Genomic DNA, 25,452 nt, shown 5'->3' on the forward strand with positions numbered 1-25,452 from the left:
GACAACGCGACTACGTTGACCTCATGCTGGCAAATGTTCCGCTCCGCCTCCGGATGTCCGAACGTCGCATGACCAAGGCCGAGTTGGCACGCGAAGTGAACGCCGAGATCAGGACCCTCACGGGAAAGCTCGGTTCCGTGTCAGAGCGCACGGTGCACAACTGGCTGACCGGCGCGACCCGATGGCCGCCGGTGAAGATCCGCCTCGCACTCAGGGCAGTATTCGCATGTACGCCCGAAGACCTGGGCTTCGTCCCGACCGGACGGGCCCGCACCACACCGGAGGACGACGTGAGGCGACGCGACTTCATCGCGGCGGCCGGAGGCGCGGCCGTGACGGTGCTCACGAGCCCCCCTGCCGTGGCATCGAGTCGCCGGATCGGCGTCGGTGACGTGCGGAGGCTGCAGGCCCGCTTCGCCGAGGTCATCGCCAGCGACCACCGCCACGGCGGTCGGCTCAGCCTCGAGACCAGGGCGACCGCGCTCGCCGAGGACGCTCTCGACCTGCAGAAGAACGGCATCGCGACCCAGCGGGTCCGGGCCCAGCTGTACGCGTGCGCGGCATCGTTTATGTCCTCGGCGATGTGGGCTGCGATCGACGGCCGTCGCTTCGACGCAGCCCTCGAACACCACCAGATGGCTGCCATCCTCGCGGCGATGTCCGGCGACTCCGGCATCCAGTTCCGTATCTGGTCCCACGCGGGCAGCCTGTACCGGCACCTCGGGCAGGCAGGCGACGCGCTCGCCGCCAATGAGGTCGCCCGCAGCCTGCCGATCGCCAGACGCGACCCGCTGTTCGCCTCTCTGGGACACGCCCGCCACGCGGCGATCCACGGGCTGACCGGGGACTCCAACGCGGTCCGCCGGTCCATCGGGCACGCACAGGACGCCCTTGACCGAGCCGACCTCGATGCCTCCCGGCCAGTGTGGATCACCGCCTTCTACGACCAGTCCGAACTCGACTCCCTCGCCCTTGCCGCCCACCTCGCGGCCGGGAACTGGGAAGACGCGGAAGCCCACGCGCACCGCAGCATCGGACAGCGGCGTGACACCATGCAGAGGTCCCGAGCGATCACCACCGTCCGGCTTGCCCGCGCCCAGCTCGGGCAGGGCGATCTCGAGCCCGCGGTCGCCACTGCCATGTCCCTCCCGGCCGAGGACTTCGCACACCCCCGCGTCTCCCGGATGCTGGCCGCCTTCGGCAGCTCGCTGCACAAGCTGGCCGGCGGCAGCGGCCCGGACCGCACCTGGACGGCATACGCCCACGACAGCTGGAGGACCACCGCGTGACCGTCGAACTCCGCCACCACACCGCCCTTCCCCCCGATGTCCGGCAGGACCTGCTGGACGTGTACGCCGATGTGCGGGCCCCCCTGTTGCACCTGCCGAACTACCGCGTCGACGTGTTCGCGGAACGCCTCGACCGGCATGCCACCGAGCCCGGTTTCGAGCTCGTCCTCGGCTACGACGGCGAGGTACCGGTCGGCTACGCGTACGGCAACACGATTGAGTCGGGTGACCGGTACTGGAAGCGCATGACCGAGCCCCTTCCGGTCGGCTACACCGAGGCCCCGGCTCTGGCCATCAAGGAGATCGGCGTCCGGACCCGTTGGCGGGGCACGGGAGCCGCCCGCCGGATCCACGACGACCTGCTGCGCTGCCGCGTCGAGGGCCGTGTCACCCTTCTGGTCAACCCGCTCGCCGGGGACGGCAAGGTCCGGCGGCTCTACGAGACCTGGGGCTACCGGGCGTTCAACGCTCAACAGCCCTCTCCGGACTCGCCCCGGCTGACCGCGATGATCCGCCCGATCCACTGAGCCTGCGGCGGCGGCGCCTGGTCGTGCACGACGCCGGGTGAGCCGTTTCATCGACGCCGATACGGCCTCCCCTGGCCGTCCTGGATCCTCTCCCAGGCCCAGCGCGCGGTGCGCATGTACGAGGGCGATCAACAGCAGCAGGCCAGGGCGTTGCTCGCTATAGCCTACCAAGGCGCCGCGATGGTCCTGACGAAGATAGGCGAAGCCGACCGAACGCCGAGTACCGCACCTGCTCGAAATTGCCCGTGCCCGCAGTGCGCAGAACCGTATGGGCGAAGCGCTCGCCCTCATGCTGGACGCCGGCAACTACACCCTCCACGAGATCGTGGTCATCGACGACGGCTCCACCGATGACACCCCCGAGATCTGCCGCCGCCACCAGGACCATGTCCGCATCGTGCGCCGCCCCCAGCGGGGGTTCGCCCAGACCCTCACCGACGCCGTGCTCCTCGCCGAGGGCGACTGGATCGCCCCACTCGACGCCGATGACTGGTTCCACCCCGCCAAACTCCGCACCTGCGCCGAGGCCATCACCCCCGATCGCCTCCTGATCGACCACTGGGAGACCGTCGTCGGCGTCGACGGGCGCCCTCTGCTGCCCGAGCCCCACCCCGGCGGCAACACCAGTAGCCTCCTCGTCCACCGTGACGCCGCTCGCAGCCTCCTCCCCGTGACGAACGAGATCCACTTCCACGCGCTGCGCGACGCCGGCCACGGGCACACCCTCACCGAGCCGTTGGTGAACTACCGGCTCCACCCGGCGAGCATGACCGACCGGACCCTCAACGGTTCCTCCCAGCACTACCGCGCTGATGTCTGCGTGGACCTCGCCGACCGCCTCATCGCCCTGACGGCCGCCCCGCCCGCCTGGGCCACCGCCGCCGCACTGCGCCGCATCTCCCACCGCTACCGCGCCCGCGCCGCCGGGCACCGCGTGGAAGCCCACCTTCAGCAGGGCCAGCGCCTCCGCACCTTCCGCCCGCTCGTTGCGATGCTCCGCCACTCCCTCCGCGGCCGGGCACCGCTCTCGGCGTGGCTGCGCAGTCTCTGGAGCGTCGCCCGTGACCGCCCGCTCGCCCCACCGCCGCCGACCTCAACTGCCGCTCCGGCCCTGGCGGTTCTCCACGCCGCCACCGAAGTGCACGGTAACTAAATGAACGCGATTCCGGATACGCCGGTGCTAAAATCACCTGCTTCTCCCATGCCCGCTGGCCACGCCAGCCAACAGATCCAGGAGCGTAACGACGCCATGAGCCGTCTCAGCGAGTCCGTAGTCCGCGCCATGGAGATCCTCAAGGGATCGGACCTGGCCGCGGACTATACGGTCGCCCGGCTCTTGGAAGAGACCTATCGCCGGCGCTCGCTGGACCTGTCCGACCTCTCGCCGGCCGAGCAGGCCGCACTGGTCGAAGGCCGTGCGATCAACGTCATCCCCTCCGCCTCCGGGCTCGCGGAGAAGATCGCCGCTGCCCAGCGGGAGGGGCGCTCGCTCGTGGTCAAGTACGGGATCGACCCGACGTCCCCGGACGTGCACCTGGGCCACTCGGTGCCGATCATCATCGCGTCCCGGTTCCAGCGGATGGGGCACCACGTCGTTTTCATCATCGGCGACGTCACCGCCAAGATCGGTGACCCGTCCGGGCGCTCCTCGGAGCGACCGCCGCTGACCGACGCCGACATCGCTCACAACCTCAGCGGCTACCAGCAGCAGGTCACGCCGTTCATCGACTTCACACGTGCGGACCTGCGCTTCAACGGCGAGTGGCTGAACAAGGTCAGCCTGCCCGAGCTGGTGGGCATCCTGGCCCACGTCCCGGTCTCGATGACGCTCCAGCGCGACGACTTCCGCAACCGCCTCGCTGCGGGTGATGGCCTGTCAGTCGCCGAGTTCGTCTACTCCGTCGTGATGGCCCTCGACTCCGTGGCCATCACTGCGGACGTCGAACTCGGCGGTGTGGACCAGCTCCTGAATCTCCAGATGTGCCGCAAGGTCATGGAGATCCGCGACCAGACCCCCGAGATCATCATCACCACTCCGCTCATCGAGGGCACCGACGGCACCGGCGCCAAGATGAGCAAGTCCAAGGGCAACTACGTCGGACTCTCATCCTCCGCGGACGAGATCTTCGGCCGTGTGATGTCCATCCCGGACCACCTCATCGAGCCCTACCTCAAGCAGCTCACCGAGTGGACCGACGAGGAGATCACGACCGTCACCGGCCGGATGGCGGACGGCACCGCGCACCCCATGGCCGTCAAGCGCATCCTGGCCGGCGAGGTGACCGCAGCCCTGCACGGCCTGAAGGCCGCCGAGGCCGCCCGTGCCGAGTTCACCGCCCGTTTCTCCAAGCGGACCTTCGGCGAGGCGCAGAACCTCCCGGCCGTCTCGTTCCAGGAGCACGCCGAGACCCCGCTGGTCACCCTGCTTACTCAGGTCCTGGGCTTCGCCGCCAGCAACTCGGCCGCCCGCCGAGTTGCTGCTCAGAACGGCCTCCGCCTGATCGCCGAGGGCGTCGACGGCGATCAGCACACCACTCAGCTCGACGAGGTCAGCACCCAGCAGGCGCTGTCCGCGCTCGTAGGCGAAGCTGAACTCGCCGGAGAGGCGACCTTCTATCTCAAGGCGGGCCGGAAGATCGCCCGTATCGACGTCTGACCAGTGGTGTGGTGGTGGGGCCGGGCCCGGCCCCACCACCACACCACATGCTGACGAGTGGTGACTCGCCGTTGTGATCGTGGGTGGATGGTCCTCGCCCGGGATTCGGTCTGGATCGGGCTGGGCCGGGCGGCGGACTGGCTGGGCGGTTGATCATCTACACGCGGAGCAGATGATGGATATTCGTGAACTACAGGAATGCGCTCTGCGGATTCACGATCTATACGGTTCGTTGAACCAGCATGAGCGTGGCCGGACCTGGACGCGTGAGGAGTTCATGCTGGGGTTCGTCGGCGACGTGGGCGATCTGGCGAAGCTCGTTATGGCCCAAGAAGGTGCTCGGGAAATGTCGGGCGGGCGGGCGGCGTTGGAGCACGAACTCGCCGACTGTCTATGGTCAGTCCTGATCCTGGCGCACTGCTACCAGGTCGATCTTGAGTCGGTCTTCGACCGAGAAATGAACAAGCTCGGCCAGGCGATCAGCGCCAAGTTGCCGCCTGGAAATCCGGGAGTTGTGGGTCAGTAGGCTGCAATTCGCGAGCGTCTCGTAGTCCATGAGCTACGGCTGGCTCATCGGCGAGGAGGACCGCATCGAGGCCGACACCGCATCCTGGAGGAGTAGACGTGACACAGCAGACTGCGGAAGATCGCCCGGGTATTGCCGCCGCGATCGTGGTCCAGATGGGCCGTGTTCTGATGGTCCGGCGGCGGGTGAGCGAGGGCCAGCTCTCCTGGCAGTTCCCGGCCGGCAAGATCGAGCCCGGCGAGTCGCCCGAGGAGGCGGCTGTCCGCGAGACTGCGGAGGAGACGGGCCTGGGCGTGGCCGCGGTCAAGCTGCTGGGCGAGCGCGTGCACCCGAAGACCGGGCGGCTGATGTCGTATACGGCCTGTGAGGTCGTGAGCGGCACTGCCGAGGTGGTGGACACGGACGAGCTGGACGCCCTCGCGTGGGTGGCCCTTGCCGAGATCTCCGAGTACGTGCCGTACGGGCTCTTCGAGCCGGTGCAGGCGTACCTGGACATTGCGCTGACTGCCTGACCCCCGGCTCCATGGCTGGCCACCCATGGAGCCGGAGGTCGCACCGGCGCCGCCATGGACCTTGTGCGCATCAACGCCTGGGGCGCCGACACACCCCGCGCCCACACCTCCCGGCTGGCGGCACTTTTGCCCGCTGGATCACATCCAGTGGGCGGAGGCGGAACCCACCCTTTTTGACTCGCAGCAGGTGGTCTTGACCGCAGTGTGGCGGGGCCCCTCGGGGAATCCGACGGGCCCCGCCACTCTCGTACATCTCAGCGTGTGATCAGCTCGCGAACCGCGTCGCTCACCTCGGGCAGGTCGCTGGGGAGGGCCCACTGGTGGGTGTCGTGCTCGGTGAGGACGACCGGTTCGGTCTTCTCGACGGTGACTGCGAAGTTGAATTGGCGGGTGGTGCCGCCGCGGCTGTTCTCGTAGTCGAAGTGCCCGATGTAGCCGGTGACCTGGTCGATGGCCAGGCCGGTCTCCTCGGCCGTCTCCCGGTGGAGGGCGTCCAGGATGGTCTCCCCGGGCTCGACCGTTCCGGAGGGGATCTCCCACAGGCCGCCCATGTAGTCGTCGGGGTTGCGGCGCACGAGCAGGATGCGGCCCTCGTGGTTGATCACGGCGGCGGCGACGAACCCGGTGATCCCGGCGGTTTCGGCCTCGGCTGACAAGCCGGCGGCGAACTCGGGGGAGGTGACGGTCACAGCAGCTCCTCGTGGTGGTCGCTGATCTTGATGGCCGCGCGGACGGACTGCTCGGCCGGCTCCAGATCCTGTTCACGATGCCAGACCGGGAGCTTGATCGTGTGAGCGTGGGCGTGCTCGGCGACCGGGAGGCGGAACCCCCACCCTTTCGCCAACGGCATCTGGTAGTTGGAGCGGCCTACGGGCGTTCCTCCGACGGGCAGCTCGCCTTGCTCCGGCGTCTCCGCGCGCCGCCCTGCGGGGTGGCGCGCGGAGAGGCCCGGGGCGGGCACCCGCCGGGAGGCGGGTGGGGGGTGGATGGTGGGGAACGGCGGTAGCCCTGCTCAACGAAGCAGCTGATGCGCGGGTGTTCACCCCGGTGGCGGGAACGCCGCTGCCCGGGACTTCCCCTTCGGAAGTCCCGGGCAGCGGCGTTCGGGTGTGCGGGTCAGGCTGCCTTGGGTTTGCGGGCGACGGCGACTGCCAGGGCCGCGCACAGGACGGCCGCGAGGGTGGCGAAGCCGCTGACGGCGGGGAGGAGGCCGTAGTGCTGGACCAGGGCGCCGACGATGACGATGGGGAGGGAGCTGCCGAGGTAGACGATGACCCAGAGGGCGCTCAGTTCGGAGCCGCGGCGTTCCGAGTTGAGGGCGGCGACGGCGGTGGTGAACAGGGAGCGGAAGGCCACGCCCTGGCAGGAGCCGCCGAGGACGCTGCCGATGAAGAGGAGTGCGGGGGTGCCGGTGTAGCCGGCGGCGACGACCAGGCCCAGGCCGGTGGCCAGGCCGGTCATGCCGAGGGCGATGACCAGGCGGTCGGAGGTCGGGGGGACGAGCAGCTGGGCGGTGGCCGAGGAGCCGAGCAGCAGGGCGGCCACGACGGCGCCGACCAGGTGCGAGGGGGTGTGCAGCAGCTTGGCGGCGAAGGCCGGGGCCAGGCTGAGGTAGACGCCGAAGACCGCGTAGGAGATGAAGCCGGCCGTGGCGGCGAGCAGGAACTCGCGGCGGCCGGTGCGCGGCAGTCGCAGGCGCTGCGGGCGCAGGTGGGCCGGGGTGGTGATGCGGGGCGGGGAGGCCGGCGGGCGGTTGCGGCCGGGCATCCGGGGGTGGACGACGGCCAGCGGCACGCACAGCGCCAGCAGCGCGATGGCGTGCAGCAGGAAGGGGGTGAGCAGCGGGTCGGAGCCGCCGGAGAGCAGGGCGCCGACGATCGGGCCGAGGGCGACGCCTCCTGCGGAACAGGCCAGGGTGAGCTTGGCGGCGAGCGTCGGGTGGTCGGGCAGCAGGTCGCCGAGGGCGGCTCCGGCGGCGCCGGTGGAGAGGCCGACGGCGATGCCCTGGATCGCCCGGCCGGCGGCGAGCTGCCAGAAGCTGCCCGAGGTCGCGAACACCACGTCGCCGGCGGCGGCCAGGCCGACGGCAGGCAGGATCAGGGCGCGGCGGCCGAGGTGGTCGGACCAGTGGCCGACGATGGCCAGCACCGGGACCAGGGCGAACACGTAGATCGTGAAGAGGATCGTGGTGTCGAGCGGGCCGAGGCCGAGGCGCTGCTGGAGGAGCGGGTAGATCGGCGTCGCCAGGTTGGCACCGATGAGCATGAACAGCAGGGCGGCGGCCACCAGGCCGACGCGGACGCCGCGCAGCGCGTTCCAGCGGCTGATCGCGGCGAGCTGGAGCTGGGCGCGCGGCGCGAGCTCCAGGGGGAGCAGGGCCTCCGACAGTCGGCGTCCGTCGAGCTGCGCGGTGCGCAGGCCGGAGCCGGCGGGGGAGAGGTCCGCCATCTCAGGGGTCTCCTGTGGCTGGGCCCCACCGGGGCGGCAGGGTGTGCCGGCGCGCCCGTCCTGAGGCGCTGTGGTGGTGGCCGCGGTGCGGGCTCCCTGATGGAGCGGATGAGTGTGGCAGGGGGCTTCGTTGCCCGAGTGGCCCGCGCGGGGTGTGCGCGGTACCAGATCGAAGGATAAGGGGTGGGCGCACGGATACGCCGCGCGCCCCTGTGCGCGCCCCTTGAGGCCGGGCATCGGAGGTGCCCGGCCTATACGCTGAGGTGGTGGATCGGGTACGCGGCGCTGTTGGGCTGACCGCTGGCTGAGGGAGAGCGCACAACGATGGCCGGACGACGTCGGAAGAACGCCGGTGCTTCAGGGGGAGAGGGTGCGGTCGAGGCGGTCCTGCCCGCCGACCTGGAGCTCCAGGACCTCTACGGGGCCTTCGCCGCGCACGGGCTGGATGACGAGGACCTGGACGACGCGGCCGTGCTGGTACCGCCGGTGAAGCTGCCCCCGGAGGAGGAGCTGGCCGCGCAGGCGAAGGCCGTCCCGATGCTCGGGTACGCGCTGGCGCTGGCCCGCTGGGCCGCCCCGCACCGGACGGTGGACGAGTTCGGTGACCTCGTGGAGGAGGACCGGGCGCCCGCGGCCCGGCTGCTGGGCCTGGCCCCGGCCGAGGGCGAGGTGCCCGAGGAGGCCGAGGTCGAGGCCCTGCGCGCCTGGTCGCTGGCCTGCGACCTGGACCTGGTGGAGCTGGGTACGACCGCGGAGGGCGAGCACGTCGCCGTCCCCGGGCCGGACCTCGAACCCGCCGAGCAGGGCGACACCGAGACCGTCCTGGAGCTGTGGCTGACCGCTGCCGGAATCGTCCGGGAGCTCGCCGTGGAGGCGGACTCGCTGCCGGAGGAGGACGGCGAGCCCGGGGAAGCCGCGGCGGAGGAGGACGAGGACGGCCTGAACGAGGTCGAGGAGGCCCGGGACGCGGCTGCCGAACTGCTGGACGAGGCCCTGCAGGTGCTCTACGAGACCACCGCCTTTGCCGAGCCGGGCAACGAGACCGTGCCGCTGGGCGTGCTCGCCGCGCTGCTGGTGGTGCCGGAGGGCGAGGAGCCCGACGAGGAGCTGCTGGGCGACATCACCGACGTGATGGTCGCGCTCGACCCGATGCTGGGCGACCTGGCCGAGCTGGGCCTGCTGGAGTACCGCCCGATCGACCCGGAGCTCTTCGACGAGGAGGACGGCGAGGAGGCCGCCGTCGTCGGCGAGGAGCCGCTGGACGAGGAGGAGTCGGCCCGCTTCGGCCTGGTCCGGCTCACCCCGCTCGGCCAGTACGGCATCCGGCAGTGGCTGCTGGAGGACGGCTACGACGCGCCGCTGGTCGGCGACCTGGCCCAGGGGGACGCGGCCGAGCTGCTGCGCGCGGTGTGCGAGTCGGCCAACGTGCTGCCGGAGGAGGAGCTGCGGGTCTGGACCGCCGGCCGGGAGCCGGTGGCGGCGGCGCGCGAGCTGCTGGCGGCCGCACGGGGCAGCGACGCGTACGGCCCGCTGCGGCGGATGCTCTGCGTCTCGGCGCTCAACCTGCTGGGGCCCGGCTCCGAGCCGGCCGTCCGGGAGGTGCTGGACGACCCGGAGCTGGGCGGCTCGGCCCGGGCCTGGCTGACCGCGCAGGGCGCGACGGACGTGCCGGTGCCGGACCGGACGATGGCGCTGTGGACGGTGGTCGACACCTTCGCGGCCCAGCTGCTGGACAACGGCGGCGACGCCGAGTTGCTGCGCGAGCTGATCACCGACCTGCCGGTGACCGACGACCCGGCGGGGTGGTTCGGCGAGCTGTGGCGGGTCGACCACCCGTACACGGCGGACGTCCTGGAGGCGATCGGGGAGCTGCACCCGGAGCGGGCGCTGGCCAAGGAGGCGCGCAAGGCGGCCTTCAAGGCGCGGTCGAAGAACTGAGCCGAGGAACCGAGTCGGCGGCGGGCAGAGCTCAGGCTCAGGGGAGGTCCAGGGAGCCGTCCTCGGTGAAGGGGAAGAACGGGTTGTGGGCCAGCTCCCAGAGGTGGCCGTCCGGGTCCTCGAAGTAGCCGGAGTAGCCGCCCCAGGCGGTCGGGACCGGCGGCTTGACCACCACGGCGCCGGCCTCGACCGCCGTCGCCAGCGCGGCGTCCACCAGCGCGGGGGACTCCAGGTTCACCGCGAGGGTGACGCCGCGGAAGGTGGGCTCGCCGGTGGCGGGGACGCCGGCGTCGGCGGCCAGCTCCTCGGTGGGGAAGAGGCCGAGCACCGAGTCGGCGGTGCGGAACCAGACGATCTCCGGGCTGGAGGCGGTGGAGCGCCGCCAGCCGAGGGCCTCGTAGAAGGCGGTGCTGCGGTCGAGGTCGGACACCCCGAGGGTGACGATGCTGATCCTGGCGGGGAAACCGGCCTGCGGCGCGGTGCCCTCCGCCGTGCTGCTCTGTGCTGTCATGCCGCCAGGTTAGGGAGGGCGGCTGACAACGGGGCCTCCTGACACGACTGTCGCCGGCGTCCACCGCCCCGGTCCGGCAGCCGAGCTGATGACCCGGCAGCGGCGGGCACGTAAGGTGGCGTCAGCGGTGCGGGCGCGAGGACTCGGGGGTGCGGCACAGGATGATGCGGGAGAGCGGCGGCAGGCACCAGGAGTGGAACACCGGGCCTTCGGGCCCCGCCCCGGACGGGACGGTCCGGGAGGATCGTTTCGCCGACCAGGAGGAGTTCTCCCGCCGGACCCTCGCCGCGGCCGACTTCCCGGTGTACGGAGTGACCGACGGGCCGGCCCGTACCGGGGAGGCGCTGGCCGCCTTCGAGACCTCCAGCGGGGTGCTGCGCTGGGTCGAGGTGCAGTGCGGCGAGTGGCGCTCGGCGGCCGGACCGTACGTGACCGTGCGCACCTACCGGCCGGGGGCCGAGCGGTGCGAGCCGCTGCCCGAGCTGGAGGACGTGGTCGAGGACGAACGGGACCGCGTGTACGAGCAGTTGGGCGTGGACGAGGGCGACGGGCCGGGCCGGGTGCGGGCGCTGCGCGAGTGGATCACGGTGGACGGCGAGCCCTGCGCGGTGGAGGTGCACGAGGACCGGCCGGTGCTGCGGCCCGGCTGCCCGGTGGGCGCCGGAGCCTCGGCGGGCGGCGTCGCCGTGGACGGCGCCGGGCCGGTGTGGGCCGGGCGGCTGCGGGTCGGCGGGCTGACCGTGACGGTGTGCGGGCGCGGGGTCGACCCGGGCCGGGTGGAGCTCGGCGGGATCACGGACTTCGAGCGGTACCTGCGCGGGCGCACCGACCTGCTGCGCGACCTCGCCACCCGGCAGGCCCGGTACGTCCCGGTCGAGGAGCGTGAACTGCCGCCCGCCGTCGGGCTGGAGACGCACCGGGCGCTGATCGCCCAGAGCATCGCGGAGACCGCCGCGATCGAGGCGCAGGTCCGGGCCGGGCGCACGCCGAGGCTGCCGCGCGGGCTGCGCGGGGATGCCTGCGCGGTGCGCTGGGAGGCGGCGGTGCGCCAGCAGATGCGGCTGGCCACCGAGACCCGGGAGGAGGCCGCGGCGGCGGTGACCTCGATGGTCAACCACCTCAACCGGCTGTCGCAGCAGACGCACTGGCTGGTCGGCACGGCGGAGGGCGAGGCGGCCGTCGAGGAGGTCGTCCGGTACACGGTGTTCGCCAGCGAGGTGGCCAGCCTGCCCGCGCAACGGGCCTGGGAGCAGTTGTGGCGGGAGCGGCCGGGCGGCGGCGGGGCGGGGGTCTGGGAGGAGCACGCGCTGGCCGAGCAGTTGTGGCTGGCGGCCTGGGAGCAGTGGCGGGCGGCGCGGCGCTGACGGTCGGGACGGCGCCGACGGGCGGGACGGAGTTGCGCTGACGGCGGTCGGCGAAGCGACGGTTTGGCAAAGCCGGTTTGGCAAAGCGGAGGTCATGCGTCGGTCATCGGTTGGCAAATGGCCGCCTCGGCGTGAGGTGGACGTCATGCCGGGTTCACCCGCTCGGCGGAGCCTGCTGGGCGTCGGCATCCCGCCGATGACCTGCCCCGGACACCCCGCCCGGACGCCCCGTTCATCCCCCAGGAGTTGCTGCCATGTCGCTGTCCCGCCGGGACTTCGTCAACCGTTCCACCATCGTCGGGGCCGGTGTCCTGATCGCCGGTAGTGCCGAGGCCCTGGCCAGCGCCCCCGGCGCGATCGCCGCCCCGGCCGGCGGTGAGGCCCCGGCCGCCGCGACCGCCACGGCCGCCGGGACCAACGCGGCCGGCGGCACCGCCGTCGGTTACGGCCCGCTCGTCCAGGACCCGGCCGGCCTGCTGTCGCTGCCCAAGGGCTTCGCGTACAAGGTCCTCAACCGGGCCGGCGTCACCAGGCTGCGCACCGGCGAGTTCACCCCGAGCAACCACGACGGCACCTCCGCCTTCGAGGACGAGCACGGCGGCAACTACATGGTCGTCAACCACGAGCTGTCCGGCGCCCGCGCCAACTGGCCGCACCCGGTGCCGCTGACCGAGGGCCACGTCTACGACCCGGGCGCGGCCGGCGGCTGCACCATCGTGCACGCCAAGCGGGACGGCACGGTCGAGCAGTGGGTCGGCATCGCCGGCACCGCCACCAACTGCGCCGGCGGCATCACCCCGTGGGGCACCTGGCTGTCCGGCGAGGAGACCGAGGACAGGGCCGGCAAGAACGGCTTCACCAAGGACCACGGTTACGTCTTCGAGGTCGACCCGTTCGACGACGACTACAACCGCGACCCGCAGCCGGTGAAGGCCTTCGGCCGCTACGCGCACGAGGCCGTCGTGGTGGACCCCAGGCGCGGCCACGTCTACCTGACCGAGGACGCCTCGAACCCCAACGGCCTGCTGTTCCGCTGGACCCCGCCGGCCGGCTTCGAGCACGGCCGCTACCGGCTGCGCGCGCTCGCCGCCGACGCCGGCACCCTGGAGGCCTTCAAGGTCTTCGACTCCCGGGGCAAGCTCGTCGACGACCTCTCCCGCGCCACCAAGGTCGGCACCACCTACGGCGTGGACTGGGTCAAGGTCCAGGACCGCGACGCCAGGACCGTCTCCGTCCGCAAGCAGTTCAAGGACGGCGAGGTCACCCGGGCCCGCAAGCTGGAGGGCATGTGGTGGGGTGACGGCGGCTTCTACTTCGTCTCCAGCTACGCCCGTTCGGAGAGCCCGCTGCAGCACGACGGCCAGGTCTGGTTCTTCAACCCGGCCCGCCGCACCATCACCCTGAAAGTCCTGCTGGGCGTCAACACCGACGTCTGGGGCGACCACGACAACTTCGACGGCCCGGACAACATCACCGTCTCGCCGTACGGCGGCATCGTGATCTGCGAGGACGGCGAGGGCGTCTCGCACCTGTTCGGCGCCACCGAGGACGGGCTGGTCTACCCGATCGCCCGCAACGAGCTGAACATCGGCACCGCCGAGAAGCCCGAGTTCAGCGAGTTCACCGGGGTGACCTTCTCGGACGACGGCAGGACCCTGTTCGCCAACATCCAGACGCCGGGCATCCAGCTGGCCATCACCGGCCCGTGGCACCGGCTGAACGAGCACAAGCGCGGCCAGGGCTACGGCCGGTGACCCGCTAGACCTGCGCAGGCTGCCCGCGGACCAGGGGGTGTCCTACTCGTCCGCGGGCAGCCGCAGTTGCAGCATCGCCAGCAGCCGCTGCTGCGGCTGGGCGAGGTCGATGCCGGTCAACTGCTCGGCGCGGCGCACCCGGTAGCGCAGGGTGTTGGGGTGGATGTGCAGGGCGTCGGCGGCCACCCGGACCTCGCCGAGCGCGTCCAGCCAGGCCAGCACCGACTCGGCGAGCCGGGTGCCGTGCCGGCGGTCGTACGCGGTGAGCGCGGTCAGCCGGGGGTCGCGCAGGCCCCCGCGCTCCTGCAGCAGCGCCAGCACCTCGCTGACCAGCACCTCCGCCTGGACGTCGATCAGCGCCGCGACGTCCAGGTCCACCCCGCCGCGGCCCATCGCGTCCAGGATGCGGTCCGCCTGCGCACGGGAGTCGGGCACCTGCGCCAGGCCGTCGACGGTCGAGCCGATCGCGGCGCGCAGCGGCACGCCGAGGTGCTCCCGGGCGGCCGTCACCACCTCCGAGGCCCAGCCGCGCACGGTGGCCATCGGCAGGCCGGGCGGCAGCTCGGGCAGCAGCACGTACACCCGGGACTCGATCGGGGCGAGCAGCGCGGTGCGGTGCCGGGCGGCGGTGTGCACCGAGATCAGGCCGGTGACGTCGGCGCGGTGCAGCGCCTCGGTGGTGTGCGCGCCGTACGCCAGCACGGTGGCCGGGCGGCGCACGTCCAGGCCCAGGTGGGTGGCGAGCGACTGGGGGCCGGTGGAGCCCTCCAGCAGACCGGTGAGCAGCGTCCGGGTGAGCCGGACGTCGGCGGACAGCTCCCGGCGGCGGCGCACCAGCTGGGCCGCCGCGACCCGCGCCGCACCGACCAGGGCCTGCTCCGCCAGCGGGGCCAGCGGCTGCGCGCCCTCCTGCACCCAGATGGTGCCGAGCGGCTGCGCCCCGGCCCGGATGCCGACGGCCAGCCGGCGGCGCAGGCCGAGCTCGGGGTGCGGCTCGACCGCGATCGGGGCGTCCGAGCTGCGCAGGTGCTGGAAGATGCCCCACTCGCGGAGCTTGGACAGGTATGGCTCCGGGCCCTGCCAGCCGAGGATGGAGAGCCGGCGCAGGTCGTCGACCTCGTCGGAGTCGGAGGAGCGGGAGTAGGCCAGCACCCGGCTGGAGGTGTCCTCGATCGAGACGATGCCGTTGGTGAGCACGGCGACGGTCTGGGCGAGGGAGAAGAGGTCGCCCGCGTTGGGTTCGGGGGCGCCGGGCGCGTCCGGGGCGTCCGGGCCGGCGATGATCGCCCGGGCCAGGGAGTCCAGGTGCTCCCAGCGGGTCTCGCGGCGCACCGAGAGCAGGGCCACGCCCGCCTCGGTGGCGGCTTCGCGCAGCGCGTCGGCCTGGCCCGGGCCGTCCAGCTTGACCGCGACGGCGGCCGCGCCCGCCCGGCCGGCGGCGCGCAGGGCGGGTAGGGCGGCGCGGCCGCGGGCGCCGATCGCGAGGACGAGTTCGCCGGGGGCGGCGGTCGGTGGGTCCTCCGGGTCGAGGATCGCGACGTCGCGCACCGGGACGTCCAGGCCCTGCGGGGCGGCCTGGAGTTCGACCAGGGGCTCGCCGAGGGACATCAGCAGCTGGCGGAGCGGCAGGCCGGGGGTGGTCACTCCGGGGCTCCTTCATCCGCTCGGACAACGGCGTCCGGTCGATTTTAGCCGTGCGGACAGCCGTGCGGCTCGGCTTCGGCGGCCGTGGTGGTGCCGGTGCTCGTGGCCGCCCCCGTGACCGCGGTGTGACCTCCTTGGTCGGGCCGGACAACGCCGTACGGGGGAATTTAGCCGCCCGGCCAATCAAGTGGCCCGGTGGCCAGGAATAGCGTTCGTGCTGTGGCCGGCGTGCGACCCGCGCCGGCAATCCCCCCGCATTGAACGAAGGAGAGCGTGCGCTCTATGGACGCTGTGACCCAGGTCCCCGCGCCGGTGAACGAGCCGGTCCACAGCTACGCCCCCGGGAGCCCGGAACGGGCCCGTCTGGAGGCCAAGCTGAAGGAGCTGGGCGGCCAGGAGCCGGTCCAGCTGACCATGACGATCAACGGTGAGCGCCGGATGGGCGGCGGCACCGAGATCCACGTCGTCCAGCCGCACAACCACGCGGCTCGGCTCGGCACCCTGCGCAACGCCACCCAGGCCGACGCGCAGGAAGCCATCGACACTGCCCTGGCCGCTGCCTCGGCCTGGCAGGCGCTCTCCTTCGACTCCCGCGCCGCGATCTTCCTCAAGGCCGCCGACCTGCTGGCCGGCCCCTGGCGCGAGACCCTGGCCGCCGCCACCATGCTCGGCCAGTCCAAGACCGCCCAGCAGGCCGAGATCGACACCCCCTGCGAGCTGGTCGACTTCCTGCGCTTCAACGTGCACTTCGCCCGCCAGATCATGGTCGAGCAGCCGATCTCCTCGGACGGCGTGTGGAACCGCAGCGACCACCGCCCGCTGGAGGGCTTCGTCTACGCGATCACCCCGTTCAACTTCACCGCGATCGCCGGCAACCTGCCGACCGCGCCCGCGCTGATGGGCAACGTGGTGCTGTGGAAGCCGTCCCCGACCCAGCAGTACTCCGCGCACCTGCTGATGCAGCTGCTGGAGGAGGCCGGTCTGCCCAAGGGCGTCATCAACATGGTGACCGGCGACGGCCTGGCCGTCTCCGAGGTCGCGCTGAAGCACCCGGCGCTGGCCGGCATCCACTTCACCGGCTCCACCGCCACCTTCCAGCACCTGTGGCGCGAGGTCGGCAACAACATCGCCGGCTACCGCACCTACCCGCGGATCGTCGGCGAGACCGGCGGCAAGGACTTCCTGGTCGCCCACCCGTCCGCCGACCCGGCCGTGCTGAAGACCGCGATGACCCGCGGCGCCTTCGAGTTCCAGGGCCAGAAGTGCTCGGCGCTCAGCCGCGCCTACGTCCCCGCCTCGCTGTGGGCGGGCCTGAAGGACGAGTTCGCCGCCGAGGTCGACGGCCTCACCATGGGCGACGTCACCGACCTGTCCAACTTCATGTCGGCCGTCATCGACGAGCGCGCCTTCGCCAAGAACAAGGCCGCGATCGACCGCGCCCAGGCCGACCCGCAGGTCGAGGTCATCGCCGGCGGCACCTACGACGACTCCGTCGGCTACTTCGTCCGCCCGACCGTCCTGGTCTGCCAGGACCCGGCGAGCGAGTACTTCCGCGACGAGTACTTCGGCCCGATCCTCGCCGTGTACGTCTACGAGGACGAGAAGTACGAGGAGATGCTGGCTCAGATGGAGTCGGTGTCGCCGTACGGCCTGACCGGCTCGATCATCTCCCAGGACCGCGCGGCCGCCCAGGACGCGATGCAGAAGCTGCGCTTCGCGGCCGGCAACTTCTACATCAACGACAAGCCGACCGGCGCCGTCGTCGGCCAGCAGCCCTTCGGCGGCGGCCGGGCCTCCGGCACCAACGACAAGGCCGGTGCCAAGCAGAACCTGGCGCGCTGGACCTCGACCCGCTCGGTCAAGGAGACCTTCGTCCCGCCGACGGACTACCGCTACCCGCACATGGGCTGACCAGCCCCCTGAACCGTCGGCTCGCCCAGTAGCCATCGGTCACCCGCGACGCCCGGTCCCGCAGCCGGGCGTCGCCCCGCCGGGGCGGCGGCCCTTCCCACCCGTCGCCCACCGCCACCCTTCTTGGGACGCGCTACGCGCGGCACCCCTGACGCCGCCGCCCCGGCCCCCTTTCTGCCACCCTTGGAAACACCAGCTCCAGGAGTCACGATGCTCCGTTCCGCCCTTCTCGCGGCCTCCCGGTCGCCGCAGGTCCGCACCGTGGTCGAGAAGTTCCCGCCGACCCACGCGATAGTCGAGCGCTTCGTCGCCGGCGACGTCCTCGACGACGCGGTCACCGCCACCGACGACCTGATCGCCACCGGCCGCAAGGTCACCCTGGACCACCTCGGCGAGGACACCCAGGACGCCGCCCAGGCCGCCGGCACCGCCGAGGCCTACGAGCACCTGCTCAAGGCCCTCAAGGAGACCGGCCTGGCGGCCGGCGCCGAGGTGTCGGTCAAGCTTTCGGCCGTCGGGCAGTTCCTCCCGGTGGACGGCGAGAAGATCGCGCTGGAGAACGCCCGCCGCATCTGCGAGGCCGCCGCCGACGCCGGCACCACGGTGACCCTCGACATGGAGGACCACACCACCACCGACTCCACCCTCGCCATCGCGCGCGAACTGCGGGCGGACTTCCCGTGGCTGGGCGTCGTGCTGCAGGCCTACCTGCGCCGCACCGAGGCCGACTGCCGGGAGTTCTCCGGCGCCGGCTCGCGCGTGCGGCTGTGCAAGGGCGCCTACAAGGAGCCCGAGTCGGTCGCCTTCCAGGGCAAGCACGAGGTCGACCTCGCGTACGTCCGCGCGCTGAAGATCCTGATGGCGGGCGAGGGCTACCCGATGATCGCCTCGCACGACCCCAACATGATCAAGATCGCCGGCCAGCTGGCCCAGTGGAACGGCCGCAATCGGGACTCCTTCGAGTACCAGATGCTGTTCGGCATCCGCCCCGAGGAGCAGCTGCGCCTCGCCGGCGAGGGCAACACGATGCGGGTCTACCTCCCGTACGGCCAGGAGTGGTACGGCTACTTCATGCGCCGCCTCGCCGAGCGCCCGGCCAACCTGACCTTCTTCCTGCGCGCCATGGCCACCCGCGGCTGACGCGGCGGCCACCAGGTCCGAACGGCTCGCACCCCCTGTGTGGGAGGGGGTGCGAGCCGCTTCGCGTTCTCAGAGGAAGGGCTTCGTGTCCAGCTCGAAGCCGAAGGGGTCGGGGAGGACGAGGGGTTCACCGAATGCGGCGAGATGCACCTCGGTGTACTCGTCGCGGTGCGGCTTGCAGAAGAGGCTGACCTGCGACTTCTCGCGGTCGATGAGCAGGTAGAGCGGGATGCCGGCCCGGGCGTAGCAATGGCGCTTGGCGATGCGGTCCTGGTCGGGCTTGCTCGACGTGACCTCGGTGACCATCGCGACCCCGTCCGGTTCCATCCAGGACGGCGCGCCGCGGAACAGGCGGAGTTCCTCAGGAGCGAACGTGGCATCCGGGATGACGTGATTCTTCGGGAAGGCGCCGCCGCTCACGAGCCGGAGGCCCTTACTGCCGGAAACGCTCATGTCGGTCTTGGAACGCCGGATCACCTGCTTGATCAGGTGGCTGATGTAGTCCTCGTGATCGCCGTCCGGCGGTGGTGCCACGATGATCTCCCCCTCGATGAGCTCGGCTCGGAAGCCTTCGGGGGAGTGCAGGCTCAGGAAGCTCTCCAGCAGGATGTCGGCCTGTGATGGGGAGTCCGTGATCGGTTGCTCATGCGCCACAGCACTCATGATGCCCCTCCTTCAGATGGGCGTCACGCTATTCGCTGTTTGACCGGGTTATGCCGTATACGGCGGACTTTCACCCGATGGTGTGAGTTTGAGTCCCGTCCTAGGATCTCAGGGTGGTGAACTGGGGCTTCGGTGGGAGGAGTTGGGGATGCTGAAGGAGTTCGCGGAGCTTTCTACGCCGTTGGTGGCGGATGCCTGTGTGCGGCTCGGGGTGGGGCTGCGGGCGGCGCCGGCGGGGGTGTCGGGGGTTGTCGTGGGGGCGCGGGCCGCGGGGCGGGCGCTGCCGGTGCGGCACTACGGGAGTGTGGACGTGTTCCTGGAGGCGTACGGGGGCGCGCGGGAGGGGGACGTGCTGGTGATCGACAACGGGGGGCGGACGGACGAGGCCTGCATCGGGGACCTCGCGGTGCTGGAGGCGCGGGCCGCCGGGGTCGCCGGGATCGTGGTGTGGGGGCTGCACCGGGACACGGCCGAGCTGCAGGCGATCGGGCTGCCGGTGTTCAGCTACGGTGCGCTGCCGCTCGGGCCGCTGCGGCTGGACGAGCGGGAGCCGGAGGCGCTGCTGTCGGCGCGGTTCGGGCCGCACCGGGTGAGTGCCGAGGACGTGGTGTTCGCCGACGCGGACGGAGTGGTGTTCGTCCCGGGCGAGCGGGTCGGGGAGGTGCTGGAGGCGGCCGCGGCGATCGCCCGGACCGAGCGGGCGCAGGCCCAGCGGATCGCCGCCGGGGACACGCTGCGCCGGCAGACCGCCTTCGACGCGTACCTGGAGCGCCGCGCCGCCGACCCGTCGTACAGCTTCCGGCAGCACCTGCGGCGGGTCGGCGGGGCGATCGAGGAGTAACCGCCCTACAGCTTCCGGTACATGACGTGCAGGCCGACGTACCCGTCGACGGGGTGCCGGAAGGCCTCGGGGACGGTGCCGACGATCTCGAAGCCGAGCGACTGGTAGAGCTTCACGGCGTGCTGGTTGTTGGCGACCACCGCGTTGAACTGCATGGCGCGGAAGCCGGATCGGCGGGCCCAGTCGAGGGTGTGCTCGACCAGGGCCCGCCCGATGCCCTTGCCGTGGTGGGCCGGGTCGACCATGTAGCTGGCGCTGGCGACGTGCGCGCCGTTGCCCGGGCGGTTGCGGTTCATGTTGGCGGTGCCGACGATCCTGCCGTCCTCGTCCACCGCGACCACCGTGCGGTCGGGGGCGGCGAGCATCCACCACTCCCGGCCGAGCTCGGAGGGCATGTCGAGGGGGTACGGGAAGGTCTCGCCGGCGGCGACGATGGTCTGGAAGAACGGCCAGACGGCCGGCCAGTCCTCGGGGGTGGCTTCGCGAATGATCATCCGGACAAGATGGTCCGCGACGGGCGGCCGGTCCAGCGGTTTTCGACCGGTCCGAAGGATTTCGGTCCGCCGGTCCCTCCTCAACGGGTGCGGGGGAGCGTGCGATTCACCCCCCTGAGAGGCAATCGAGCCGGGGTGTGGACGACTTGATGCCTCAGGAGGGTGAATTCGCGGGCGTGGCCGCCGTGTCGATGGAGACAGGCGGCGCTACAGCAGGGCGGCGGCGGGCTCGATCATCGCGCGGGCGGTCTTGCCGTCCACGTACTCGCCGAGCGCCGTCATCTCCCACTCGCCGCCGGGGCGGCGGACCAGCTTGCACATCACCACGCCGGTGCGCGGCTCGGAGTGGGTGAGGTCGAAGCGGACCAGTTCCTCGTCCGTCCGGGCGTCCAGCAGGCGGCAGTAGGCGTCGCGGACGTCGGTGAACTTCTGGCCGGAGAAGGAGTTGACGACGAAGACCAGGCCGTGGACCTCGGCGGGCAGGCCGTCCAGGTGGACGGTGATCTGCTCGTCGTCGCCGCCGGCGCCGCCGATCAGGTTGTCGCCGGAGTGGGCGATCGCGCCGTTGAAGATGTTCAGCTTCATGAACCAGGCCGTCTCCAGCCGCTTGTGGCGGGCGTCGAAGGCGAGGCAGGAGGCGTCCAGGTCGATGTCGCGGCCGCGGGCGGCGGACTTCCAGCCGAGCGCCATCCGGACGGAGGAGAGGAAGGGGCGGCCGTTCTTGACGAGGGAGACGGAGCTGCCCTTGACCAGGTTGACCCGGCCCTTGTCCAGGGTGATCTTGGCGGGCGCGGCCGGGGCGGGGGGCGTGGACGGCGGCGCGGGCGGGGCCGGGGGCAGCAGGTGCGAGCCGGTGGCGAGGGCGATCCGCGGGTCCACCGGGGCGGCGGGGGGTACGGGCGGAGCTGCGGGCGGAGTGGCGAGCTGGACGGTCGGCGCGGCCGGGGCGGGGGCCGCGGCTGGAGTCGGTGCGGCGGCCGGGGCCGGGGAGTCGTCGACGGTGACGCCGAAGTCGGTGGCGATGCCCGCGAGGCCGTCGGCGTAGCCCTGGCCGACCGCGCGCACCTTCCAGGCGCCGTTGCGCAGGTAGACCTCGACCACGATCAGTGCCGTCTCCAGGCCCAGCCGGGGCGGGGTGAAGGTGGCCAGGACCTCGCCGGTGTCGGCGTCGCGGACGGTGGCGGTGGGCTCCATCCCGGCGAAGGTGGAGCTCTGGTCGGCCGGGCTGGCGGTGACCACGATCTTGGTGATCGCGGCGGGGACAGCCCGGGTGTCGACGGTGATCGCGTCGGGAGAGCCGGCGGCGGCCGGGCGGTGGCTGACGCCGGGGCCGTTCGGGGCGTTGAAGAAGACGAAGTCGTCGTCCGAGCGCACCTTTCCGGCGTCGGTCAGCAGCAGGCCGGAGACGTCCAGCGCCTTGGGCGCGGTGACCTCGACGGTCACTCGCGCGGCGGTCAGTGGTGCATTGCCGCCTTGGGTCAGGACGGTGGGCACGGACTCCTCCTCGGGTGCGGAACGACGGCCCCGGTCGGGGGCTGCGGGGGAGCCGGGCCGGGTGGTGCCCACAGTAACGAACGAGGGTGCGGGGATGCGCCCGTCGGGGCAGCTCAGCTGTCGGATCGTCGGATTGTCGAGACGTTGTCACCGTGGGGCTACAGCCGGCTGCCGGGGCGGCCGTCGGGTGGTCGGGACGGTCAGCGCGAGGCGGGGGCCTGCGGGGCGGGGGCGAAGCCGCCGAGTGCGGCGACCGCGCGCGGGTGGCCGATGGCGAAGGCGGAGGCGCTCCAGCTCTCCGCCGGGGCCGCCGGGGGTGCCGGGACCGACTTGCGGACCGTGGACGGGTCGGTGGCGGCCGGGCGGGTGCCGCGCACGCCGAAGCCGTAGTGGCCGGGCCGGACGTCGGTGCCGGGCGGCGTGGTGAAGCGGTAGACCAGGGTGCCGCGCTCCTGCTGGGCGGTGACCACGGCGCCGGGCAGGTCGGTCCAGGCGGTGCCGGGGCCGGGGGCCGAGTCGCCCGGGGCGAGCCGGAACTCGGTCTGCAGCGCGGTGACCGGCTCGGTCACGGTCAGCACGAGTTCGTGCCGCAGGCCGTCGCGGCCGAGCGGGGCGACCAGGGAGGCGCCGGACAGCGCGTGGTCGGCCTCGGGGTCGGTGCCGTCGGGGGAGTCGGTTCCGGCGGGTGCCGTGGAGCAGGCGCCCGGGACGGTGGCGGCGGGCGGCGGCCCGGGGCGGGCGGGTGCGGTGGGCTTCACCCCGGGCAGGTTCGGCGACTGGCCGGGCGCGGGCTGGTCGGCGGTCGGCGCCGGAGGCTGGGCGGAGGGCGAGGGCCCGGCCGGCGCGCCCGCCTCGGTGCCGGCGAGCTGCGTGCCGGGCGGCGGGGCGTCCTGCTCACCGGAGGTCTGACCTCCGGAGGTCTGCCCTCCGGCGCTGTGACCGCCGGCCGGGGCCGACGGGTCGGCCGAGCGGTTGGCGGGCGGGGTGGCCATGACCGGCGCCGCGCCCGACGGGTGCGTGGACGGACGGCCCGAGGGGCGGGCGCCGGACGGCCCGCCGGTGGCAGAGGCGTTGGAGGAGGAGCCGGTCGGGGTCTGCGCGGCGACCGCCTCGGCCTGGTCGGTGGCGCCCGGGGTGGGCGGCGGGGTGGTGCCGACCCGGGCCACGCCGGCCCGACGGCCGATCCCCTGCTGTTCGTTGAGCAGGAGGGTGGTGGCGATGCTGATGCCGACGACGGTGGACATCGCCATCGCGGCGCCGGAGAAGCGCAGGGTGGGCAGTCGGAGCCGACCGCCGAACGGGCGGGGCCGTCCGTGTCGGCCGTGCCGTGCGGGTTCGTGCTGCACGTCCCGCGCGGTGTCCTCGCGCGCAGCCAACCGGACCCCTCCCTCCCCGAAGCCGCCGTCGCGTCGCCGTATTCTCCCACGCGCTGCCGCCGGGCCCGGCTCCGGCCGTCGGGGGCCGGTCCGCCGCGGGCCCGCGTCGGGGAGGGGGAGAGCGTACCAGCGGGCGGTCGCACCGTGGACGGGTTCCATCCATTTCGTGGACATCCGTTCGACACAAGGAAGTTGACGTTCCGTCCGACAGGCGCGGCGGGGTCGAGGGGTGCCGGACCGGGGCTGTTGCAACCCCCTTGCAACCCTTGCCCGCCCGGTCCGGGGTGGCGCAGGCTGAGTCCATCCCACGCCGTCCCGGAGAGACCGTCATGCCGCCCGACCCGCTGTCCGCAGCCTCCAGTGCACCCCTCGCCGCCACCCCCACGGGCGGCGATGGGGACGGCTCCACCGCCGCTCCGGCGGCGGTGGAGGACGTGCTGACGCTGCGGATCTCGCTGGGCGAGGAGGTCGTCGGCGAGGTGCGAACCCGGTTCCGGTACGAGACCGCCCGCCCGTACGAGGTGCTGCTGACCTTCCACCTGGGGCGTCCGGACGAGGCCGACTGGGTGTTCTCGCGCGAGCTGCTGCGCGACGGCCTGCGCATGCTGAGCGGCCAGGGCGACGTCAAGCTGTGGCCGGCGTACTGCCCGTGCCACGGCTCCACGCTGCACCTGGCCCTCGAATCCCCGCACGGCAGCGCGCTGCTGGAGGCCTCCAAGCCCCGGGTGCAGGCCTGGCTGGACCGTACCTACGCGCTGGTCTCCGAGGAGCAGGAGCGCGACTGCGGCCCCACCGACGACCAGCTGGCCGCGCTGCTCGCGGACGGCTGAGGGCGGCCGGTCGAGGGCGGCCACCGCTGACGCCCGGTCGGCTCAGCAGCCGAGCGGGCTGTCCCCGGGCGTGCGCGGCGCGGGGACGGGCGGCGCCGCGCCGGGCAGCCGGGCCGTGCCCGCGGCCAGCGCAGCCCGCAGCCGCCGGACGGCCGGGGCCGAGGAGGCGGGCAGCAGGTCGTACGGGTCGTCCGGCGCGTCCACCGTGACCAGCACCGACTCGGCGATCCGGTACGGCCGGTGGGCCAGCAGTCCGCCCAGGTAGCGGCGCAGCCGGGACAGTTCGGCGCGGACCGTCACCGTCCGGCCCGCGTCGCCGAACAGCGCCTCGGCGAGCTGGGCGGCGGTGCGGCCCTCGCGGCCGGTGGCGAGCAGGAGCAGGAGTTCGGCGTGGCGCGGGCTGAGCGGGTGGGACCAGCTGCCGACCGCGCCCCGGACGGACAGTTCGGGGCGGTCCGGGCGGCGCAGGTCGAGCCGGAGCCGGGCGCCCTCGACCTGTTCGGCGGTCACCGCGCCGGAGCCGTCCTCGCCGGGCGGGCGCACCGGGCGCACCAGCCAGCCGTCGGCCAGCGGTTCCAGCACGCACTCGCCGAGGCCGGGGACCCAGTGCACGGCGGCCGGGGCCCAGCCCTCGCTGGGCACCCGCAGCCGGTTGGGCGGCGGCAGTCCGGCTGCGGCGGCGGTCCAGCCGGCCGCGTCGACCACGAGGGCCGGGCCGCCGACCCGGGCGAGCACCGGGGCGGCCAGGGTGCGCAGCTGGTGCAGCGCCTCCAGCCGGTGGGCGCGCAGCTCGGTCTCGGCGAGCCGGGCGGCGGTGGCGGTGAGCTGGAGCAGGTAGGGGCGGATGCTGTGCGCCGGGCCGCTCAGGTTGACGGCTCCGACCAGCTGCCCGGTGCCGGGGTCGTGCACGGGCGCGGCCACGCACGTCCACGAGTGGTGGCTGCGCAGGTAGTGCTCGGCGGAGTGGACGTGCATCGGGCGCTGGGCGCGCAGGGCGACGGCGATGCCGTTGGTGCCGACGCTCTCCTCGGTCCAGCGGGCGCCGGTGATGAAGCCGATCCGGTCGGCGCTGCGGCGCAGCCCGCGCTCGCCCTCCTGCCAGAGCACGTGGCCCTCGGCGTCGGCGATGGCGAGGATCAGCGGGAGGGCGCCGGTCGGTTCCAGCAGGGTCTCGCGGAGCACCGGCATGATCGCGTCGAGTCCGCTGGTGCGGCGGCGCTGCTCGATCTCGCCCGGGCCCAGCAGCACGGTGGCGGCGCCGGTGTCCGGGTCCAGGCCGAGGCGGCGCAGCCGGGCCCAGGAGTCGTCGATCTCGGGGCGGGGCCGGAGCAGGCCGGGGGCGCCGGCGTCCTCGGGGGAGGCGGGCCCGGCGAACTCGCGGGCGGCGGCGTCGGCGAGCGTGCGCTCGTGGACCTTGGCCAGCTCCGCCGCGGTCGGCGGGGTGCGGCGCTCTGGTCGTCGGGACTGCCGTCCGGTCTGCCGCACTCGGTTCGCTCCTCGCCGCCGTTCGAGGTCGCGCCGGGGTTGACGCGCT

General features: G+C 72.8%; 23 protein-coding genes. 13 read left to right on the top strand and 10 right to left on the bottom strand.

The window, feature by feature from the left end; all coding sequences use genetic code 11:
• The first annotated feature begins 68 nt into the window (after positions 1–68).
• From BX285_RS25085 to BX285_RS25110, 6 genes are all read left to right on the top strand, one after another.
• Complete coding sequence (locus BX285_RS25085; protein WP_259470778.1) at positions 69–1,289, top strand: XRE family transcriptional regulator; 1,221 nt, start codon at positions 69–71, stop codon at positions 1,287–1,289.
• Positions 1,286–1,816 (top strand): GNAT family N-acetyltransferase, encoded by a 531-nt coding sequence (locus tag BX285_RS25090; RefSeq protein WP_259470779.1) that lies wholly within the window; start codon positions 1,286–1,288, stop codon positions 1,814–1,816. The genes BX285_RS25085 and BX285_RS25090 overlap by 4 nt, the downstream gene beginning before the upstream one ends.
• A gap of 268 nt (positions 1,817–2,084) precedes the next feature.
• Positions 2,085–2,969, top strand: coding sequence for a glycosyltransferase family 2 protein (locus tag BX285_RS25095; RefSeq protein ID WP_121178220.1), 885 nt, complete (start codon positions 2,085–2,087; stop codon positions 2,967–2,969).
• A gap of 96 nt (positions 2,970–3,065) precedes the next feature.
• Positions 3,066–4,472, top strand: coding sequence for a tyrosine--tRNA ligase (tyrS, locus tag BX285_RS25100; protein ID WP_121178223.1), 1,407 nt, complete (start codon positions 3,066–3,068; stop codon positions 4,470–4,472).
• A 172-nt stretch (positions 4,473–4,644) separates the two neighbouring features.
• The gene (locus tag BX285_RS25105) at positions 4,645–4,998 is read left to right on the top strand and encodes a MazG nucleotide pyrophosphohydrolase domain-containing protein (RefSeq protein ID WP_259470780.1); all 354 of its coding nucleotides are present in this window, start codon (positions 4,645–4,647) and stop codon (positions 4,996–4,998) included.
• Positions 4,999–5,096: 98 nt separating this feature from the next.
• On the top strand, positions 5,097–5,510 hold the full coding sequence (locus BX285_RS25110) for an NUDIX hydrolase (protein ID WP_121178226.1): 414 nt from the start codon (positions 5,097–5,099) through the stop codon (positions 5,508–5,510).
• A 254-nt stretch (positions 5,511–5,764) separates the two neighbouring features.
• Here the strand turns inward: BX285_RS25110 and BX285_RS25115 are convergent, their stop codons facing one another.
• From BX285_RS25115 to BX285_RS25120, 3 genes are all read right to left on the bottom strand, one after another.
• Positions 5,765–6,199: an NUDIX hydrolase gene (locus BX285_RS25115; RefSeq protein WP_121178228.1), complete on the bottom strand. Its 435-nt coding sequence runs from the start codon at positions 6,197–6,199 to the stop codon at positions 5,765–5,767.
• Complete coding sequence (locus BX285_RS37515) at positions 6,196–6,354, bottom strand: hypothetical protein (protein ID WP_183107216.1); 159 nt, start codon at positions 6,352–6,354, stop codon at positions 6,196–6,198. The genes BX285_RS25115 and BX285_RS37515 overlap by 4 nt, the downstream gene beginning before the upstream one ends.
• A gap of 272 nt (positions 6,355–6,626) precedes the next feature.
• Positions 6,627–7,958: an MFS transporter gene (locus tag BX285_RS25120; protein WP_183107217.1), complete on the bottom strand. Its 1,332-nt coding sequence runs from the start codon at positions 7,956–7,958 to the stop codon at positions 6,627–6,629.
• 324 nt (positions 7,959–8,282) lie between these two features.
• On the opposite strand from BX285_RS25120, the gene BX285_RS25125 reads away from it, so the two are divergent.
• Positions 8,283–9,896 (top strand): hypothetical protein, encoded by a 1,614-nt coding sequence (locus tag BX285_RS25125; protein ID WP_259470781.1) that lies wholly within the window; start codon positions 8,283–8,285, stop codon positions 9,894–9,896.
• Between the two features lie 37 nt (positions 9,897–9,933).
• On the opposite strand, the gene BX285_RS25130 is transcribed toward BX285_RS25125, so the two are convergent.
• Positions 9,934–10,407 carry a VOC family protein gene (locus BX285_RS25130; protein ID WP_121178234.1) on the bottom strand — a complete coding sequence of 158 codons (474 nt, stop codon included), beginning with the start codon at positions 10,405–10,407 and terminating at the stop codon, positions 9,934–9,936.
• 149 nt (positions 10,408–10,556) lie between these two features.
• On the opposite strand from BX285_RS25130, the gene BX285_RS25135 reads away from it, so the two are divergent.
• The gene (locus tag BX285_RS25135) at positions 10,557–11,771 is read left to right on the top strand and encodes a hypothetical protein (RefSeq protein WP_121178237.1); all 1,215 of its coding nucleotides are present in this window, start codon (positions 10,557–10,559) and stop codon (positions 11,769–11,771) included.
• A gap of 254 nt (positions 11,772–12,025) precedes the next feature.
• Positions 12,026–13,525: an alkaline phosphatase PhoX gene (locus BX285_RS25140; RefSeq protein ID WP_121178239.1), complete on the top strand. Its 1,500-nt coding sequence runs from the start codon at positions 12,026–12,028 to the stop codon at positions 13,523–13,525.
• A 42-nt stretch (positions 13,526–13,567) separates the two neighbouring features.
• On the opposite strand, the gene BX285_RS25145 is transcribed toward BX285_RS25140, so the two are convergent.
• Positions 13,568–15,169, bottom strand: a complete 1,602-nt coding sequence (locus BX285_RS25145) for a CdaR family transcriptional regulator (protein WP_257032360.1) — start codon at positions 15,167–15,169, stop codon at positions 13,568–13,570.
• Positions 15,170–15,451: 282 nt separating this feature from the next.
• On the opposite strand from BX285_RS25145, the gene pruA reads away from it, so the two are divergent.
• Both pruA and BX285_RS25155 read left to right on the top strand, forming a co-directional pair.
• On the top strand, positions 15,452–17,080 hold the full coding sequence (pruA, locus tag BX285_RS25150; protein ID WP_121178242.1) for an L-glutamate gamma-semialdehyde dehydrogenase: 1,629 nt from the start codon (positions 15,452–15,454) through the stop codon (positions 17,078–17,080).
• A gap of 210 nt (positions 17,081–17,290) precedes the next feature.
• Positions 17,291–18,220, top strand: a complete 930-nt coding sequence (locus tag BX285_RS25155) for a proline dehydrogenase family protein (RefSeq protein ID WP_121178244.1) — start codon at positions 17,291–17,293, stop codon at positions 18,218–18,220.
• 69 nt (positions 18,221–18,289) lie between these two features.
• On the opposite strand, the gene BX285_RS25160 is transcribed toward BX285_RS25155, so the two are convergent.
• Positions 18,290–18,883, bottom strand: coding sequence for a Uma2 family endonuclease (locus BX285_RS25160; protein WP_121178247.1), 594 nt, complete (start codon positions 18,881–18,883; stop codon positions 18,290–18,292).
• A gap of 148 nt (positions 18,884–19,031) precedes the next feature.
• Between BX285_RS25160 and BX285_RS25165 the strand changes: the two genes are divergently transcribed.
• A complete protein-coding gene (locus BX285_RS25165) occupies positions 19,032–19,724 on the top strand; it encodes an RraA family protein (RefSeq protein WP_121178249.1) in 693 nt (230 codons plus the stop codon).
• Positions 19,725–19,729: 5 nt separating this feature from the next.
• Here the strand turns inward: BX285_RS25165 and BX285_RS25170 are convergent, their stop codons facing one another.
• From BX285_RS25170 to BX285_RS37520, 3 genes are all read right to left on the bottom strand, one after another.
• Positions 19,730–20,218, bottom strand: a complete 489-nt coding sequence (locus tag BX285_RS25170; RefSeq protein WP_121178252.1) for a GNAT family N-acetyltransferase — start codon at positions 20,216–20,218, stop codon at positions 19,730–19,732.
• Positions 20,219–20,425: 207 nt separating this feature from the next.
• Entirely contained in the window at positions 20,426–21,700 is a 1,275-nt protein-coding gene (locus BX285_RS25175; RefSeq protein WP_121179002.1) for a TerD family protein, read from the bottom strand.
• 212 nt (positions 21,701–21,912) lie between these two features.
• A complete protein-coding gene (locus tag BX285_RS37520) occupies positions 21,913–23,088 on the bottom strand; it encodes a hypothetical protein (RefSeq protein WP_183107218.1) in 1,176 nt (391 codons plus the stop codon).
• A 329-nt stretch (positions 23,089–23,417) separates the two neighbouring features.
• On the opposite strand from BX285_RS37520, the gene BX285_RS25185 reads away from it, so the two are divergent.
• On the top strand, positions 23,418–23,918 hold the full coding sequence (locus BX285_RS25185; RefSeq protein WP_097235811.1) for an SsgA family sporulation/cell division regulator: 501 nt from the start codon (positions 23,418–23,420) through the stop codon (positions 23,916–23,918).
• Between the two features lie 42 nt (positions 23,919–23,960).
• On the opposite strand, the gene BX285_RS25190 is transcribed toward BX285_RS25185, so the two are convergent.
• On the bottom strand, positions 23,961–25,403 hold the full coding sequence (locus tag BX285_RS25190) for a helix-turn-helix domain-containing protein (protein WP_220783972.1): 1,443 nt from the start codon (positions 25,401–25,403) through the stop codon (positions 23,961–23,963).
• Positions 25,404–25,452: the final 49 nt, after the last annotated feature.

The organism is Streptomyces sp. 1114.5 (assembly GCF_003635085.1).
Classification (GTDB): Bacteria; Actinomycetota; Actinomycetes; order Streptomycetales; family Streptomycetaceae; genus Kitasatospora.